The sequence below is a fragment of the Methylomonas sp. BG-2 genome, assembly GCF_057766305.1.
In genome coordinates, this window is the sequence record NZ_JBYMAP010000012.1 from 1 (window position 1) to 17511 (window position 17511).

Annotated in this window: 14 protein-coding genes; 7 read left to right on the plus strand and 7 right to left on the minus strand. The window is 58.4% G+C overall.

What is annotated here, in order from left to right; genetic code table 11:
• A partial coding sequence (locus AC3B8H_RS02190; protein WP_488439979.1) for a hypothetical protein occupies positions 1 to 259 on the plus strand: 259 nt, incomplete at its 5' end.
• 340 nt (positions 260 to 599) lie between these two features.
• On the opposite strand, the gene AC3B8H_RS02195 is transcribed toward AC3B8H_RS02190, so the two are convergent.
• A complete protein-coding gene (locus AC3B8H_RS02195; protein WP_488439980.1) occupies positions 600 to 1382 on the minus strand; it encodes a hypothetical protein in 783 nt (260 codons plus the stop codon).
• A 36-nt stretch (positions 1383 to 1418) separates the two neighbouring features.
• Positions 1419 to 1811 carry a DUF5675 family protein gene (locus AC3B8H_RS02200; RefSeq protein WP_488439981.1) on the minus strand — a complete coding sequence of 131 codons (393 nt, stop codon included), beginning with the start codon at positions 1809 to 1811 and terminating at the stop codon, positions 1419 to 1421.
• 335 nt (positions 1812 to 2146) lie between these two features.
• Here AC3B8H_RS02200 and AC3B8H_RS02205 point away from each other — a divergent pair, with 335 nt between their 5' ends.
• Positions 2147 to 2533, plus strand: a complete 387-nt coding sequence (locus tag AC3B8H_RS02205) for a hypothetical protein (protein ID WP_488439982.1) — start codon at positions 2147 to 2149, stop codon at positions 2531 to 2533.
• Between the two features lie 40 nt (positions 2534 to 2573).
• On the opposite strand, the gene AC3B8H_RS02210 is transcribed toward AC3B8H_RS02205, so the two are convergent.
• The 3 genes from AC3B8H_RS02210 to recC all read right to left on the minus strand — a co-directional run bounded on the left by AC3B8H_RS02210 (position 2574) and on the right by recC (position 9462).
• Entirely contained in the window at positions 2574 to 2759 is a 186-nt protein-coding gene (locus tag AC3B8H_RS02210; protein WP_488439983.1) for a YjfB family protein, read from the minus strand.
• A gap of 102 nt (positions 2760 to 2861) precedes the next feature.
• Entirely contained in the window at positions 2862 to 6377 is a 3516-nt protein-coding gene (gene recB, locus AC3B8H_RS02215) for an exodeoxyribonuclease V subunit beta (protein ID WP_488439984.1), read from the minus strand.
• Positions 6367 to 9462 carry an exodeoxyribonuclease V subunit gamma gene (gene recC / locus AC3B8H_RS02220; protein WP_488439985.1) on the minus strand — a complete coding sequence of 1032 codons (3096 nt, stop codon included), beginning with the start codon at positions 9460 to 9462 and terminating at the stop codon, positions 6367 to 6369. Before recC ends, recB begins: the two co-directional genes overlap by 11 nt.
• 78 nt (positions 9463 to 9540) lie before the next feature.
• On the opposite strand from recC, the gene AC3B8H_RS02225 reads away from it, so the two are divergent.
• The 3 genes from AC3B8H_RS02225 (at position 9541) to AC3B8H_RS02235 (ending at position 11511) form a co-directional block, all read left to right on the plus strand.
• Positions 9541 to 10131: a DUF4124 domain-containing protein gene (locus tag AC3B8H_RS02225; RefSeq protein WP_488439986.1), complete on the plus strand. Its 591-nt coding sequence runs from the start codon at positions 9541 to 9543 to the stop codon at positions 10129 to 10131.
• Entirely contained in the window at positions 10128 to 10961 is an 834-nt protein-coding gene (locus tag AC3B8H_RS02230) for an SDR family oxidoreductase (protein ID WP_488439987.1), read from the plus strand. Before AC3B8H_RS02225 ends, AC3B8H_RS02230 begins: the two co-directional genes overlap by 4 nt.
• A 163-nt stretch (positions 10962 to 11124) precedes the next feature.
• Positions 11125 to 11511: a hypothetical protein gene (locus tag AC3B8H_RS02235; protein ID WP_488439988.1), complete on the plus strand. Its 387-nt coding sequence runs from the start codon at positions 11125 to 11127 to the stop codon at positions 11509 to 11511.
• 36 nt (positions 11512 to 11547) lie between these two features.
• Here the strand turns inward: AC3B8H_RS02235 and AC3B8H_RS02240 are convergent, their stop codons facing one another.
• On the minus strand, positions 11548 to 12387 hold the full coding sequence (locus AC3B8H_RS02240; protein WP_488439989.1) for a 5'-methylthioadenosine/S-adenosylhomocysteine nucleosidase family protein: 840 nt from the start codon (positions 12385 to 12387) through the stop codon (positions 11548 to 11550).
• 99 nt (positions 12388 to 12486) lie between these two features.
• Between AC3B8H_RS02240 and AC3B8H_RS02245 the strand changes: the two genes are divergently transcribed.
• Positions 12487 to 12933, plus strand: coding sequence for an Rsd/AlgQ family anti-sigma factor (locus tag AC3B8H_RS02245; RefSeq protein ID WP_488439990.1), 447 nt, complete (start codon positions 12487 to 12489; stop codon positions 12931 to 12933).
• Positions 12934 to 12973: 40 nt separating this feature from the next.
• On the opposite strand, the gene AC3B8H_RS02250 is transcribed toward AC3B8H_RS02245, so the two are convergent.
• Entirely contained in the window at positions 12974 to 15604 is a 2631-nt protein-coding gene (locus AC3B8H_RS02250) for a UPF0182 family protein (RefSeq protein ID WP_488439991.1), read from the minus strand.
• A gap of 249 nt (positions 15605 to 15853) precedes the next feature.
• On the opposite strand from AC3B8H_RS02250, the gene AC3B8H_RS02255 reads away from it, so the two are divergent.
• Positions 15854 to 17500, plus strand: a complete 1647-nt coding sequence (locus tag AC3B8H_RS02255) for a multicopper oxidase family protein (RefSeq protein ID WP_488439992.1) — start codon at positions 15854 to 15856, stop codon at positions 17498 to 17500.
• Positions 17501 to 17511: the final 11 nt, after the last annotated feature.

Below are 17511 nucleotides of genomic sequence, written 5' to 3' on the forward strand. Positions count from 1 at the left end.
CTCCTATGTACAATATAAAATGGTCGGTGAAACAATCTCCGAAGACAAAATACTAGCACACCAGGAATCGAGTTTTACCGTTCGGCTTCTGAAGCGTATGGAGGCAATCTACTCTCCAGAACGACTGAAGGAAGAACGCCGCAAAGCAGCAATCTTTTTTGAGAAGTTGCGGATCGCCCATGAATATGGAGCAACTATTCGTGAGCAAGTTTTTAGCTTGCGTCAGTTAACTTGGCCCGGTGCCCCAACGCCTTCCTGACTTCGTTCCAACCCCTCAGCTAATTTGTTCCCTATTTTAAATGACGGCTTTCCGATCTTTCGCTACCAGATATTCAAATTTTTGAATGTCGCGTTATGGCCGAAAGCCGAAGTTAAAGAGACTTCTCACGTGCAATTTAGCCAAGGGTACCCACTGCGTACTTTTTGGCTTTCGCCACCATGCCGGCCTTTTAATGGTACGCGATGCGTACCCTACATCTGGAGTATTAGACACATCAGATTAATGATTGGACACAGATGGTTTGCCGCCATTGGTTGGCGTGCATTCTAAGGCTGTAAATGGCCGAAAGCCTCCCGGCCCCACCCGCTGCCTCCCGCCCTTATTCCACACTCCCCTGCGACCGCGTCGTCCAGGATTCCTTGGCCGCCGGATCGACGTGGAAGGCCAGTGCCGCGGGTTTGTGCAGCAAGCCGTCTTCGCCGGAGGCGTTGGGGTTGAGTTGGCGTTTTTGCACGAAATCCACCAAGCGGCGCAAATGGTAGATCGCCAGCACCCGGTTGGTCTCGCTGCCGGCGTAAATCAGATAGCCGACGTTGTCCTCGTTCAGCGCCGGGTTGCGGGCGATCAAGGCGTCCAGGCCGGCGCGGTCGGCGGCCAGATTTTTCAACACCGAATCGGGCCGCTGGCAAATTAAGCTTCGCCAATGTTGCGCCAGACTGCCGTTAAGCTGATGGCGCTGCATCGCCCGCACCTCGTCGTCGCCGCATACGAAACTTTCCGCGACCAAATAATGGCGATCGCGCTCGCCGTCGTTGGCGAACAAGGCCAATTTGTCCAGCGCGGGATCGGCCAAAGCCAGCAAAAAGGCGTGCGGCGAGCGGATGTGCTTGTCTATCGTCACCACCCAGGGCAGGGCGCGGCCGGTGGTTTCGAAGCGGGCCGTGACGCTGCCGATCACCCCGGCCCGCGACAACTCCTGCTCGCGGCCGGCCGGCTTGACTAAAAACGCGTCGACCGCCGCGATCCGGGTGTTGAAGCCGGCGGCGTGGTAGTGCTGGACGATGGTCGAGTAGCGCGGCTGATACGGGATGGCCGTCCCGTCGTAAAGAATGTTGATGCGCCGCAAGCGGAAACCTCGCCCGGATGACGCGGAACCCGACATTCAAAGCGGCGCCAATTTTCCGCAACGCCGGCCATTTCAGGCGATATGGATAAAAATTTTCTCGTTTTCGGCGGCGCGTTTCAGTTTCTCGAACAGCGTTTCGAAAGCCGCCCGGCTGGAACCGACGAAATCGGCCGATTTTGATTTTCCGACCAAAATGCAGCCCTCGGTATCCTTGGCGCTATTGCCGGGATGTATCCGGACGCCGTCGAAATTCGGCACATTCAGCAGCAGCGGCAACGGTTTTTTAAAGCGCTCGGAAAAATTGATGATGATTTCGTAGGAGCCGGCTGGAATCGCGGTCATGCCCTTGACTTTGACCGGCCGGACCTTGTCTTCCAAGGTGTAACATTCAAAGGTCCCGTTAATACGCAATTCGCCTATCGTACTTTCGTCGGTGAATTCGACGCGGGTCAGGTTCAGCTCCATACAGCCTCCTCGAAGCTAAGGTTTTCAAGAGGTAATTATTCAGCTCGAAGCAACTACAGCTCCTCTCCAGCGAGAGGGCGTAAACCGCCTGTTTTTGGCGGATGCTGAATAGTTACTTCAAAAGTAAATCTTGCCGGTTTTCGTGCGGCGGGCGATTATCTCGCCTAAGGTTCGGGTTCTGCCAAGTGGGCATTGCGTCCGCAAACTCGCGGCGTCGTAACGCTGAATTTTAGTAGTAGACCGGCCAATTCGCCTAAACATTCAGCAAGAAGATTCCCCGCCAAAATCTTCCGGCAATGCATTAACATGCCCGCCTCAACCAACCGGGGAGTTTTATGAATTTAACCGAAGCGATCTTGCGCAAGGGTCAAAATCTGTATGAAGACGACGACTACATCCTGCTGTGGACCAAGTTTTTCGGGCTCAGCATTCTGGCGCTGACGTCGTATTTCGTATACGTCAAGGCCAAACACAATCTGTTGAAATTGAACGGCCGGGAGAAGGCCTATCTGATGAGCGTCTCGTTTTATCTGACCAAGCAGCACGGCGTCAGCCCGCGCGCGGTGCTGGACGACACCTATTTGTTCAAGGATTTCGCCCAGGCGATCGCCAATCGCGGCAGCGAAAGCTATCAGAATTACTTCAAGGAACCGAGCAAGGACAAGGCTAAGCATTATGCGGTGCAGTCCGGCCGCCGCTACAGCAAAAAGGCCAAGAAGTGATCCCCGGCTCCGCCACGGCGGAGCCGGATAGAGCCGGCGCCTAGACTCTGACGTCGATGCCGCCGGCCGGCGCGGAAGCCGATTCCAGCAATTTCAGCGCGGCCTGGCCTTGTTGTTCCTGCAATTCCTTGGCTTTGTTCAGCACGGCGACTTCGAGTTGTTGGCCGGTTTTTTGGTTGGACAATTGCGTCGCGAACGCGGCGATTGACGGGACGGAATCCAGCATGGCGATACCTCGTTGGGTTGGGGCCGGCGATAGCCGGCCTGTCTGGTTAGCGGACGATAAGCCGAAAACTTGAGAGTGGCCGCAATTTCCGCCGGCCGGGTCTTAGCCGGCCGGGAAGAAAATCGCCGCGAGAGCGTTCAAGGTTTCCCGGTCGGGCCGGTCGGCGTAGACCGCGCGGCCGGGTTGGTCCGGGCGCATGCCGCGCACGAACAAATATTTGATGCCGCCGAAATGGCGCTGGTAGTCATAATCCGCCAGCCGCAGCCGCAAATAACGATCCAGAACGACGCTGTACAACCAGTATTGCAAACCGTAGTTATGTTCGCGCATCGCTTGCACCAAGGCGTCCGGGCCGTAGTCGGCCAGCGTGTTGGTCTTGTAATCCAGCAGATAATACCGGCCGCCGTGTTCGCAAACCAAGTCGATGAAGCCGGTCAGATAGCCGTTCAGGCGCTTGGCGGCCAGGGCTTGAAAGGCCGGGCAGCCGGCCAGCAGCCGGTTGATGCGGACGGTATCGATAGGCTTGACCAGCGACAGGTAAAACGGCATTTCCTTGATGCAGCGCTCGGCCGGCAAATCCAACAAGCGAAACCCGCCGTTCTCGGTCAATGGCGTGCCGACCGTCGCGGCCAGCAGATCGTCCAGCAATTTCGGATGCGTCAGGTGCAAGCCGTGGCGCAAACACGCCATTTCGCGCGGCCGGCCCAGATCGGCTCCGGTCGCCAAGGCCTGAAAGCTCAGCGTCTCCAATAAACTGTGGACAACGTTGCCGGTGGCGGCGCCCTTGGGCAGGCCGCCGGCTTCGACGTGGGCGTCGGCCGGTTCGGCGGCCTTGTCGGCCGGCAGTTCCGGGGCGGCATCGTGGCCGGATTCGGCCAGCGCGGTATAACTGCTCATTTGCCAGAGACTGCGTAGATCGCGGGTTTGTCTGCGATAATCCAGAGCGGCGACGCTTGGCTGTTGCCGCCTGGCCGCCGGCCTGGCGGCCGCGACGGCGTCGGTTGTCAACAGGCGGTGTTCGAAGCAGGCCGGCGCGGCCTGGGCCAGCCCGGCCAAGACTTGCCGTTGACCGGCGAAATCCAGATCGGCGAACCCGAACAAATAAGCCATCGCCGACTCGTTGGGCCGGTCCTTGCCGCGCACGTCGGCCCAAAACAGATAGCAGCGGTATTTGGCGCGGGTCACGGCGACGTAAAACAAGCGCAGGTCTTCGGCCAATTCCTCTTGCAAGGCCTGCTCCCGGCGCCGCTCGAACTCGGCGGAACCCAAATCCGCGATCATCGCGCCGGCTTCGTGGCATTGCACCAGCAGGCGCTCGTTTTTCAGCCGATCGCTACGCCGCCACAAGTCCGGGCAAAACACCACCGGATATTCCAGGCCCTTGGCGCTGTGAGTGGTGACGATCTTGACCGCGTCGGCATCGCTTTCCAGCCGCAATTGCCGGTCGTCGCCGTTGTCGCGCTCGGCTTGCAAGATCGCCCGCCGCAGCCAGTCCAGGGTTTTATGGATGGCCAGATGCTCGTCCAGCGCGGCCTGCTGCAGGCGCTCGGCCAAATGATGAATATTGGTCAGCGCCCGCTCGGCCTGGAGCAGGCCGGACAATCGGGTTTCCACGCCCTCGCGGCGCAGCAGTTGCCGCAGCATCGCCAGCAGCCCGTGGCGCTGCCAGCACTGCAGATAGTCCTGAAACCGGTTCATCCAAGCGTCCAGCGCGGCTTCGTCTTGTAACAAGCGGTACAGCGCCTGACCGGTCAAACCGAACCAGGGCACGGTCAACGCCGATTTCAAGGCCTCCAACTGGCCGGCTTGGGCAACGGCCTGCAGCACCGCATGCAATTCCAGCGCTTGTTCGGACGCGAATACCGACTGCTTGCTGTTCAATACCGCGGCGATGCCGGCGCTTTGCAGCGCGGCTTGATAGTCGGCGGCGGCGCGGTTGCTGCGGACCAAAACCGCAATGTCGCCGGCCGCCAACCGCCGGTTTTGGCTGTTTTCGACGACGGCGCCGTCGGCCAGCAGCCGGCCGATTTCGGCGACGGTCGCGGCCCGCAGTTTTTCGGCAACCTCGCTGGAACTGCCCTGCCGCGCGGTCCAATGTTCCTGCTTGTCGGAATTTTTATCCAACTGCCACAGCACCAGCGGCGCGCCGCCGGCCAGCTGGCCGGCGGCGCCGTCCCGGCCGGCCTGGACCGGGTGAAAGTCCAGTTGTTCGAATAAAAACGGCCTGGGTCGTTGAAACAACCGGTTGACCGCGCCGACCAGATCGGGATGCGAGCGCCAGTTATGGGACAGCGTGTAATGTTGCGCGGCCTGACGCTGGGCGGCGAAATAGGAAAAGATGTCGGCGCCGCGAAACTTGTAGATGGCCTGCTTGGGATCGCCGATCAGATACAGATAGAGCGTCGGTGCCGCAAACAGGGTCGAGAAGATTTGCCATTGGTGCAGGTCGGTGTCCTGAAACTCGTCGATCAACGCCGCCGCGAAACGCCGCCGCAATTCGGCGATCAACAGTTCACCGTTGGCGCCGGTCAGCGCGGCGGCCAGCCGGACAATCAAATCGTCGAAGGACATCAGATTGCGCTGTTGCAGCAGACCGTCCAGCGTGGCGCGCAAATCCACCAGCAGCGCCGCGCGTAAGCTGGTTTGCAGTTGGCCGGCCGCGTTCGCCAATCGATCGAAGGCTGCCGTATCGATGCCGAGACCGTCCAGATAGGCTTGTTTCTGTTCGGCTGGCGGTTGCAGTTTGGCCTTGCTGGTCTTGAACTTGACCCCGTTCAAAGCGCCGAGCAGGGCAGCGCGGGTCAAGCCGTCCAGATTCGGCAATTCGGCGGCGCGGTCGGCCAGCCAGTTGTGCCAGGCTTGCAGGCGGGCCGGAAAGTCGCGGACGAAGTTGACGGTGAACAGACCGTCCGGAAAGGCGCTTTGCAGCGCGGCGGCCAGCGCCGTCAAGTCGCGGCCGGCGGCGGCGATCGCGTCGTCCAGCTCGGCCAGTTGCTTATCCAGATCGGCGCCGGCCGGTTGGAAACCTTGTTGGCCGCCAACCCGCACCACGCTGGCCAGTAAACTGTCCGGCGTCGGAAAAGCGCGGGTCAGCAACGCGATTTGCCAGGCCGGCCGGTCGGCGACTTGGCGGCGCCAGAAATCGTCGGCGCATTGCTGTTGCAGCTCGGCGATATCCCCGCTCAATTCGCAATCGAACAACTGGCCGCTGGCCAGCGCGTGCTCCGCCAGCGCGCGCTGGCAGAAACCGTGGATCGTGAAAATCGCCGCCTGGTCGATGTCCAGCAACGCGGCGTCCAGGCGTTGGCGGACGATGTCCGGAGCCAGCCCCAGGCCGGCCAGCCAAGCGGCGATCGCCGCATCGGTGGCGGCGGCTGGATTCAGCGCGGCTTGGCGGGCTTCGGCCAGGCGGGCGCGAATGCGCTCCTTGAGTTCCTCGGTGGCGGCTTTCGTGAAGGTCACCACCAGCAATTGTTTGATGTCCAGCTCGCGCTCGACCACGAAGCGCAACACCAGCATCGCGATCGTATATGTCTTGCCGGTGCCGGCGCTGGCCTCCAGCAAATTGATGCCGGGTTTCAGCGGCGTGGCGACCGCATCGAAGGCTTCATGCGCCATGCGCGGCCCTCCAGATCGGTTGCAGCCAGTCCCGGCACGCGGTTTCGAAGTCGGCGTCGATCAAGCTATCCAAGTCGCGGTAAGCCAGCAACTGGGCAATCTCCGGTTCGTAACCCAGCGCGACGGCGTTGGCGATTTGATCCAGCGCCGCCTTGCGCGCTCGTTCGGGGTCGTCGTGCGCCAAATAGGCCAGCGCGGCTTCGCTGAAGAATGCATCCGGCCGGCGCCGGCCTTGCTCGAACAAGCCGAACCAATAGGGCAGCTGGGCCGGGTCGGCCAAGTCCGGGCCGAACTGTAATTCGGCGTCGGCGGCCAGCAGATAAGTCGATTGCGGCTGGGCGCGGTTGATCAGCAAATGGTGCAACCAGGCGGCCAACAGGTCGCGGCCTTTCAGTTTGCTGTAGCGGTACAACAAACCGCCGTTTTGGTAGAGATTGCCCAATTTGCCGACCAGGCGCAGGTCGCCGACGCTCAACTCCAGATGAACGGCCGGCAACGCCGCGCCCAAATCCAGCGCCCGAATCCGCTCGGCGAATTCGGCCACGCCCGGCTCGCGGCGCTGCCAGGCGAGTTCGCCGGGGCCGGCCGCCGGCCAGCGGCCTTGGGCTTGCAGCTTAGCCAGCGAAAACGGCCGGCCGGCCAGTTCCGCGGCCAACCAATCCTGGGCGATTTGATAGTCATCCAGGCCGTCCACCGCGAACGGCTCGCGTTCCTCGGCATCGGCGATCAACACCGGCAGCCGCAAGTCCAGCTGCCGGCGCAGAAAATAGCGTTGCGGATGCTGGAAAAAATTCAGCAAATCGGCGATTTCGACGACGGCCAAGGGTTCGGCTTCCAATTCGCCGCGCCACCAGACTTCGGCCGGACGGCGCTCGCCGCGCAATTGGGCGGCCGTGGCGCAATCGTGGCCGGCGTAACTGAACAAGGCCGGTTCGACGCCGTTGAAATAGCGCGGACTGAAGGCATGCAGCGGATGGCGGACCACCGGATCGGCAATCCCGTAATGGTCGCGCAGCACGTCCAGCAATTCGCTGACGATGGGCGACGGCGGAATCTCGCTGTTGTCGCGCTGCGACTGGCCGATATAGGTCAAAATCAGCCGGCGCCGGGCAGACAGCAGGATTTCCAGAAACTGGTAGCGGTCGTCGGCGCGCCGGGAGCGGTCGCCGAGGCGGGGGTGTTCCGCCAGCAGATCGAAGGTGGCTTGGCGGTCGAGCTTGGGAAATTCGCCGTCGTTCATGCCCAGCAACGCAATGATTTGGCAAGGAATCGAACGCATCGGCAACATCGAGCAGAACGTCAGTTGGCCGCGTAAAAAGCCGTTGCCGGATTTGGTTTCGTCGAGCCGGCCGCTCAACCAGGCGGCGACGACGCTCAAGGCCACCGGCTGGTCGTGAATGTCGGCCAGTTCGGCCAGTTCCGCCAACAGATCGTGCAAGGGCTGGCGGTCGGCGGGCTCGGCGCCGGCCAGCAGGCGGCCGGCGTAAAAACCCAGGGTTTTGCACCATTCCGCCAGCGGCTTGGCGGCGGCCAGTTCGTCGCCGGCCCGAAACAGCAGTTTCAGAAAGTCGGCCAGTCCGCCCAGCGCGGCGGCCGAAGCGCCTTCGATGTCCGGGTAGGGTAGGATGCCGTCGATGAATTCAGCGTCGGCCGCCGCGTAACCGATAAACAGTCGCTCCAGACTGGCCTGCCAAGTGTTTTGGGCAATCGCCGGCAAGCCTTGACTCTGCTTGGCCTCGGCCGAACGGCCCCATCGGACCCGAGTGTCGAGCAGCCAATGGCGGATCAGTTCCAGATCGTTGCCGTCCAGCTCGAAACCGGCCGCGACCAGCGGTTGCTCCAGCAAATCCAGTACGGTTTGCCAGCCCAGCCGGCTTTGCGACAAGGCCAGAAAGCGGACGAAGGCGTCCAGCGCGGCGTTGCTGATTTTCAAACTGCGATCGGCGATGGCGTGCTGGATGTCGTCGAATACCGCGCTGATGAAGGGCGCGTACAACTGAATGTCCGGCGCCATCACCACGATGTCGCGCAAGGCTAGGTCGGCGTCGCTTTCCAGCGCGTCCAGCAATAGATTCTTCAGAACCTGGACCTCGCGCAGCCGCGAGTGGCAGGCGTGTATGCTCAAGCTGGCGTCGGCCGCGACTGCCTCGGCGGCACCGGCATTGGCGAGGATGTCGTTTTGCAGGCGGCCCAACAAGCCGGCGGTGTCGGTGCTTTCGAAACTGCTGGGTTCGAAGGCAAATTCGACCTGTTCCAACAACATTTGTTGAAATTCACGGCCTTGCTGGCCCAGTCTGACCAATAAGGGGTGGCCGTCGAACTCCTGAAGTTGCGCCAACAGCCGCTTGCCGGGCAAGTCGGCCCAGTAACCTTGCACCGGATTCAGCAGGTAGAGATGCACGTCGCAATGGCGCGACAAGGCTTGCAAGTAGTTCAACAGTAGCGGCGGCAGGCTGTTGACGCCGAACACCGAGACCCGTTCCGGTAAGTCCCGCCGCCAGGCGCCGGGCGGCGCCGCGTTCAATTTGGCTATCGTTTCCAGCCAGTGTTGACCGCGATGTTTGCCGCCGCCGGCCGCGAGCCGGCGCCACAGCGCGGCCTGCCAGCGCTCGCTGTCGCTGTTGTACAACGGTTGCCGGTTGTGCCAGGCAGCCAGCAGGTCGGGCCTGAGCATTTGATACTGGTCGAACAGGCCGGCCAGTTGCAGCGCGAGCTGATAGCGTTTCAAATCGACATTGTCGCCGGCTAGATATTGGCGGGGAGCCTGATAGACTTCGTCGTCAAGATCGCGCAGCAATGCTTCGAACCGCCAGAGCAGGCGTTGGCGGTCGAAGTCGGCGTCAGGCAGATGTTCGTGCAACCGAGCCGCCAATTCGCCGAAAAACTTGGCCGGGAACAGATAGCGAAAATGCCCCCAGACCTGAAAGCGTTCGGCCAGTTGCTGCGACAGCCAGCGCTCCATGCCTTGGCTTTGAATCAGGAAAATTTCCGCCGCGAACGGCGACGCCAGCGGTGCCGCGCTGATCACGGCCGCCAAGTGCTCCAGCAGATTTTCGGTTTTGTTGGAACTGTGCAGGACGAACATCGGCGGCGGAAAAAATGATTTACAGGCGGCGTAAGCTGGGTAATAGTTTTACAGTAGCGTTTAACCGACAGGAATACAATGAGAAAACTTTTCTGCCTTCTAGCCCTGTGTCTGGCCGCCAATAGCTGGGCCGGGGTCTTTAAATGCACCGATGCCTCCGGCCATACCAATTACCAGTCCTCGCCCTGCAACGAGGAACACAAGGCCGAGCAGGTCAATACCATCACCGGCGGCAAGGTCGATTTGACCGCCAGCGAGCGCCTGCAAGCCGAGGAAGCGGAGCGGAAGAAGCAGCAATCCCTGCAGGAACAAGCCGAACAACAGGCCAAGCTGGACGCGATCGCCCAGCGTAAGCAAGATGCCAGAGCGCAAGCCGAATTGACGCAGGCTTTGATCAAGCAGAATCCGTTGCAGTTTTCGGCGTTTGCGATTCCGCCGTACGATCCGGAAAAATTGCCGGCCCAGGCCAAACCCTTCGAAAACCGGCTGCCGGATGTCGAGAAATTCCGCCGGCTGGCCGCGCAAAAAGCCTTAAGTAGCGGCGAGTGCCAACGGGTTGAGGCCGACGAACTCACCGCGAAGAGCAAGCCGGAACAACTGGTGTTTTTGATCAATTGCAGTAGCGGCAAGACCTTTACTTTCACCGAAACGGAACTGAGCCAACCATGACCTCCAGCAAAATCGTGCTGATCACAGGCTGTTCGTCGGGTATCGGCTACAGCACCGCGTATTACTTGCGCGAGCGCGGCCACCGGGTGATCTGTTCGGCCCGCAAACTCGAAGACGTGGAACGCTTGCGCGGCCAAGGCTACGAATGTCTACAACTGGATCTGGCTGATTCCGCGAGCATCCAGGCGGCCGTCGCGGCCTTGATCGAGCTGACCGGCGGTCGTATCGACGCCTTGTTCAACAACGGCGCCTTCGGCCAACCCGGCGCGGTAGAGGACTTGAGCCGCGAAGTGTTGCGGCATCAGTTCGAAACCAATTTGTTCGGCACCCACGAGTTGACCAATCTGATTTTGCCGCTGATGCGCAAGCAAGGCCACGGCCGGATCATTTATAACAGCTCGGTGCTGGGCTTCGTGGCGATGAAATTTCGCGGCGCCTACAACGCCAGCAAATACGCACTGGAAGGTTTGGCCGACACCTTGAGATTGGAATTGCGCGGCAGCGGCATTCATATCGTGCTGATCGAACCCGGCCCGATTAAGAGCAATTTCCGGCAGAACGCCTTCGCGCTTTATCAAAAATACATCGATCCCGAGCATAGCCCGCATCGCGACACCTACGCGGCAATGGAGGCCCGCCTGCAAAAGCAAGGTCCGGCCTCGCCGTTTACGCTGCCGGCGACCGCGGTGGCCGAAAAAGTCCGGCACGCATTGGAGTCGGAAAAGCCGCGCAGCCGTTATCCGGTCACGCTGCCGACCTATGTGTTCGCCTGGTTGAAACGGCTGTTGCCGACGGCTTGGCTGGACCGCTTGCTGGTCAGCGTCGAATAACATTGGTTTTTTAAGGAAATGGCCGTTTTCGAGGTCATTTAGGGGTAATAAACGGGTCGCAAACCGCATGATCTATGCTATTATCCCGGCCCGACATATGGCGGTTAACGCGGTCTATTAACCAGTCTATGTTCTTAATAAAAACAACTGTGAGGTTTATTACATGAAAATTTTCAAAAGTGCTGTTGTCGCTTTCTCCTTGGCTGTCGCGATGGGTTCTTTCTCGACTTCGGCCAGCGCCGAATCCGACAAAGGCCGGGTTGCTTATAAGCCAATCGATGCGATCAACGGCGTGGTAGAGCGCATCAGTGCCGCCGAAGCTGCAATCAACAACGGCGCGGAAGACGCCGACGTTGCGGCCCTGATCAAAAAAGCCGCTGACTTCTCAGAAGAAATCAACGCCAACGATAAAGTCGCCAGAGAAAACTCTAAAGTCAGGGGTCACCTGAAAGCTGCCATCACTTCCGCTAAATCCGCGAATCTGCAAGAAGCGAAAGAACATTTGGCCAAAGCCAAAGCCGGCACCGAAGGTCTGAAAAAATTGCTGTAATTTTTTTGTAGCAGGGTGCCTTCCGGCACCCTGTTTTTAATCCCCGTCGGTTTCGTGTAACGAAAACGGCAACTCCGCCAATCTTTTTTCCAGCCAATTCAACGCATCGCCGGCGCTTCTCAACGTGTCCGGGTCCCAGTCGGGTTCGGCGTGTTTTGTCAATAGGCTCCACCGAGCCAGCAGGTTCTTCAATTTGCCGGCATTGCTGACGCTGAAGTGCCAACGAGCCAGGCAAGCTTCATAGCGATCGTTGCAGCCATCCACGGCGATTTGCCGACGCAATCCCTGTAATTGTCCGAGTAAGTGCTCGACCATCGACACTTGCGCGCCTATCCAGCTTTCGACTTGGGCTTCGTTGATCGCCGCTATCGATTGGCCGGGGTTGTCGGATACCATTTTCAAGCAATGGAGCAATTCGCTGCTGCCGAAGCGGACGGCGGTTTCATAAAACGCCGACGCTTCCATGTCGTATAAGGCGTTTTGGCTGTATGCCGTGTTCGGTTTGGACGAGGTGATCAGGCTGGCGGTTGAACAGGGTGCGTCGAACGGCAATTGCGGAAAGAAACAGCGGCCAGTGTCGGCGTCGATGACCTTGTCGGCCAAACAGGCGTGGCCGATCGGATACGCCGGATGGCCGGCAATCCCCAGGTTCAGCAAAACGGGATTAGCGACCGGGTAGGCGGCCAAGGCATAAGCGACCGCGCCGGCCATCGCCGTTTTACCGACGCCGCTAACCACTAGCACCGTGTCGGCACCGAGATATACCGTGAACGCGGAATGCTCGGGGACTTTTTTTAGCGTCCAGGCCCGTATCAACGGTTTGGCTTCGCAGGCTAGCGCGGTAAAAACGAAACGGTAAGGTGCAGAGTCGGTCACATTTTTCGAGAAAATTATCTTTGTTAATTAACAGATTGTTGAAGCTTATTAATAACTCACTTAAATTTAGGTTTCGTCAATTCTAAAAGGAGACGTACCGTGATTGCATCCCATTCGTCAGCGATTGAAACGACATCCACCAATCACCGCTGGGTTGAAGCCTTACGCGAGGAACGTAGCGCGCTTTGGTCGCTGTATTGCCAGATCGCGGAAATGAAGCCTTTCAGCGACACGGGTCAGGTCAGGCCGATGCTCTCCCAATTCTCGCAATTGCTGATCGATTACGTGTCGCTCGGTCATTTTGGGATCTACGAGCACGTATTGAGCGACACTGAAGGCGCGTCGGAATTACTGTCTTACGCCGGCAAGATCTATCCGGTGTACTCGAGTACCACCGAGTCGGCGGTAACGTTTAGCGAACGTTACGACGACGGTCGGCGCAATTTCAGGACCGACAATTTAGCCAGCGACCTGTCCAAACTCGGTGAACATCTGGCCGAGCGGATGGAACTAGAAGACCGGCTTTGTTCGATGCTGTTGCATTGACCGATCTTGACTACCGCCGGCCCGACCAGCCGGCGGCAAATTATTTCGTTTCGGCGCTCGAGGTGCCGGAAGCCGAACCGCTGGCACCTTTGACGAACAAGTCCTTCATTCGGCTGAAGGCCGCCAGCAAAGTTTTGTCCATCACCACTTGATTGCCGATCGAAACAATCACCCTGGCCAGTTCCGGCATCCGGGTTTTGGTCGCCAACATATAAATCGGCTGTACATACAGTATCGAATTGCCCATCGGCAGTATCACCATCCGGCCCTTCCGAACTTCCGAGCCTTGTTGGTTCCATAGCGTAAACTGCGCGGCGATTTCCGGGTTTTGGTCGATCAGCGCATTGACCTGGGATGGTCCATTGACCTGGACCGCCTTGGGGAACTTGAATATGGTCACGCCGGGTTGGTAGCTGTGATCGCAATTGACCGGGTCCATCGTGCCGGCAACGCCTACCATGCTTAAATTGTCGCGGTGCACCGGCGTCATCGGATTGATCATCACGAATTCTTCTTCGTCGTTGCAGCGGTCGAAATCCATCGTAATGAAATATGGCAACACCGGTTGGCCGTCCACGCTGGCGTATTCCCAGGTTTCGGCCTGCTCGTAGAACAACTCCGGGCTGCGTTGATGATATTTCGCGTAAATCTTCATCTGCATGTAATACAGATCGCGCGGGTAACGCAAGTGCCGCAGGAGTGGGTCCGGCATGTCCTTGAGCTTTTTAAACAGTCCCGGATAGGCCCGATTGTAGGCGGCGATGATCGGGTCTTTCGGATCGGAAATGTAGTAATCTACGTCGCCGTCATAGGCGTCGACAACGATCTTCACCGAGTTCCGGATATAATTGAATTTGTGTTTGCCGTCCAAATAATCGTCGGCGGCCGGCTTGGAGACCGGATAAAAGTTGGACAGCGTGTAAGCGTCCTGAATCCAGTAGAGCCGGTCTTTATCGACCACCAGATACGGGTCTTTATCCAGATGCAGGAACGGCGTCAGCGCGGTAATCCGCTCGTCGATATTGCGGCGGATCAATACCTTGCTTTGGTTGGAAATGTTCGGCGAAAAAAAGATCTTCTCGTCCCGCAAATAAAACGCCAGTAACATTTTCCGAAAATACGATGGTATCGGGATGCCGGATTTGCCCTCGTAATCGCCGCCGTCGCGCGAGCTGGAAATGTCCTTAACCGTTAAATTGTTCGGTACGATCGCGTACTGATACTTTTCCAGACCGTAATAAATGTCCGGACGCGCGACCGAAAAACCCACCTCGGAACTCATATTCAGGTCGCGCAAATACCAAACGATGGGGATGCCGGCGTCTTGAGCGGCCGGCGAAATCACCGCGCCGTAACCGTGCGTATAGCGCAGATGCTTGTTTTCCCAGTTTTGCGCTTCCTTGGGCAGACGTTCGATATTGACCTCGCGCGCCGCCAGATTGACTTGTTGATGATGGCCGTTGATGAAATACCTATCCTCGTCAACGGTCGGAAACACGTAATACGGCCGGATGCCTTGCAACTGCATGTAACTGTCGATCAAAAATTCGCGGTCCCAAACCGGAATATTTTCGAAATGCTTTTTGGTGGACCATTCCTCGATGTCCTTGGTGGCGTCCAGATTGACCTTAAAATCGATGGTTTTGATGTTGTTCAGGTCGTAGGCCGCCAGCGTGGCGTCGATGTTGCTCAACATCGACTCGCTTTCGGTGCGCGTGAAATTCGGCTTGACGATGAATTTCTCGATCATCTCGGGAATCGAATGCGTGTGTTTCAAGCCGCCCGCGCTCAGTAAACCCACGATCGCCAGCACCGCCGGCAGTTTGCTGCGATGGCGTTCGGAAAACACGTAGAACAGCACGGCCGCCGCGATCGCCGCCACGAAGAAGATTTCCAGCCAAATTAAAGGCAGTTGATAATGCAACTCGACGAAGCCGGGGCCGAAAAACACCGGTTCGTTACTGTCCGTATACAGTAGCGAGAAACGGTCCAGCAAATATCCCCAGATTACGAACGCAATGACAAACAGGAACAGCGCCGCCAGATGAATTTTGGCGCCCAGCGGGAATTCCTTGCTCTGGTTGGGAACGAAAATGTGCTCCAGCCAATACAGTACGCCGGTGGCCGCCAACACCAGCGAGGCGGTAATCAGCAACTCTTTCTGGATCAGCATGTAGATCGGGTAGGCAAACATGTAAAAGCTGACGTCGTTGCCGTAGACCGGATCAATGACGCCCGACGCGTTGCCGAAAAAAAACAGCAGGGCTTGTTCCCATTGCAGATAGAACGGTACGGCGATCGCGATCGCCAGCAGCAGCGACACCGGCGTGTAAATCTTGGCGGAACCACTCATGAAGATCTCGGCGAAGCGTTGGAAGCGCTTGCGTTTGCCGTCGTCGAGCAGGACTTCGTCGGGTGGATTCAGGCCCAGGTATCGGGAGGCGATCCAGAAATGGAACATGAAGACCGCGAAGAAAAAAACCGTCACGGCACCGGAGAAAATGAAGCGATACAGCAATCTCAGCCAAAAATAGGGCTCGAATTCCAGCGACCGAAACCACCACAAATCGACAAAAAAATCGAGAAACACGAAGTAAAACGCGACGTATGACACGACGACGGCGACCAAGGTCGCCGCCACGAACGCGGGTAACAGTTTCCAGTTACGCATAATTTCCTCTTTGCTTAGATTCCGGCACCGCCGCGATGGACGCATTGCCGCACCGCCGGTGAATAGAGATCGCCCCCGGCCGAGCATTCTAACACCCAAATCCGGATTGTGACCGTTCAAGGTACCGGGCTTGGCTCGCTGAATAGGGCGTTGTTTAGGGATCGGAAAAAGAGTATGGTCGGCGTCAATAACGAGAGCTTATCGATTAAGCCAATCACAACGAGGAAGGGGGAGCTCATGGGTATATCCATGTCTATAGACGCCGGCAGACGCCGGTTTTTAAAGTATTCCGCACTCGGCGGCGCCTTGGCGGCTGGCCCGCGTTGGCTGAGTGCCGGGACGCTTAGCAACGCCCCGACAGCCGGTTTCCATCCGGACGTCGAACTCGACTTCACCGCCCAGCTCGCTCGGATTGCGGTGCTGAGCCAAGGACCGGCGACCGAGGTGCAGAAATTTTTCGGCGGCGTGCGCAAGGGCCCGGCGAATAGCCTGGTGCAATTGCCCAACAACTACCTTGGGCCTGTGTTGAACCTCCAGCAGGGCCAAAAGGTACGGGTTTATTTCACCAATCAACTTAGCGAAGCCACGATTATTCATTGGCACGGCTTGCATGTTCCGCAAAGCAGCGACGGCCACCCGATGTATACGATAGCGCCGGGCGAGCAGTATGTTTACGAATTTGAAGTGCGCAATCCGGCCGGCACCAGTTTTTACCACTCGCACGCGCACAATCTGACCGCCGAACAGGTTTACCGGGGTTTGTCGGGTTTGATCGTGGTCCGCGATGCCGAGGAAGCCAAGCTGGACTTACCGGACGGCGAATACGACCTGCCGTTGGTGATACAGGATCGAAGCTTCGACAACCGCAACCAGCTTCGCTACGTGCACGGCATGCCGCAGCGGATGATGGGCTTTCTCGGCGATACGATACTGGTCAACGGCAAACCGAACGCCCAGTTTCGCGTTAAATCCAGGGCCTATCGGTTCAGGGCCTTGAATGGGTCCAACTCCCGGATTTATAAGCTGGGTTGGGACGACGGCACGCCGCTGACCGCCATCGCTACCGACGCCGGTTTGTTGGCCCGCCCGGAAACCCGGCCCTATCTGATGTTGGCGCCGGGCGAGCGTATCGATTTATGGTTGGACTTCAGCGGCCGGGCGGTCGGATCGAAACTGACTTTGTTCAGCCTCCCGTACAGCGGGGCGATGCCGGCGATGTTCGAACGGATGGGACATGGCGCTATGATGCATCGCGGTATACACCAAGGCGCCAAATTTCCGATCGCGGTATTCGAAGTCGCCGAAAAAGTCTCCGATTCGCCCAAGTTACCGGAAAAACTGGTTCCGTTCCGACGCTTGACCGCCGCCGATACCGACAATCCCGACCGCCCGCTACCGATAGCGCTTTCGATGCAGCCGATGCGACCGCTGTTAAACAGTATGTCGTTTGCCATGGACAGGGTGGTAGAGGCCGAGAAAGTGCCGTTGGGCTCGATCAAGAAGATCCGGATTTTTCACGATCACGCCGGGGGCCATCACCGGGGAGGGATGGGGATGATGGGTAGTATGCGGCATCGAGACGACGCGGACGGAGAAGGGGAAGCGGAGCACGGCATGGGGGGAATGGGCGGCGCAATGATGGATATGGCCCATCCCATTCATTTACACGGCCAGCAATTTCAGGTCCTCTCCAGACAGGCCGCCGATACCGATGGCTACGCCAGCGTCAAGGACGGCTTTATCGACAGCGGCTGGAAAGATACGGTGCTGGTGATGCCGGGAGAAACCGTGGAAATCGCCAAACCGTTTCAGGACTACAAAGGCCTGTTTCTTTACCACTGCCATAACCTCGAGCACGAGGACCTGGGGATGATGCGGCAGTTTTACGTCTATTAAGTCGAGAAGGG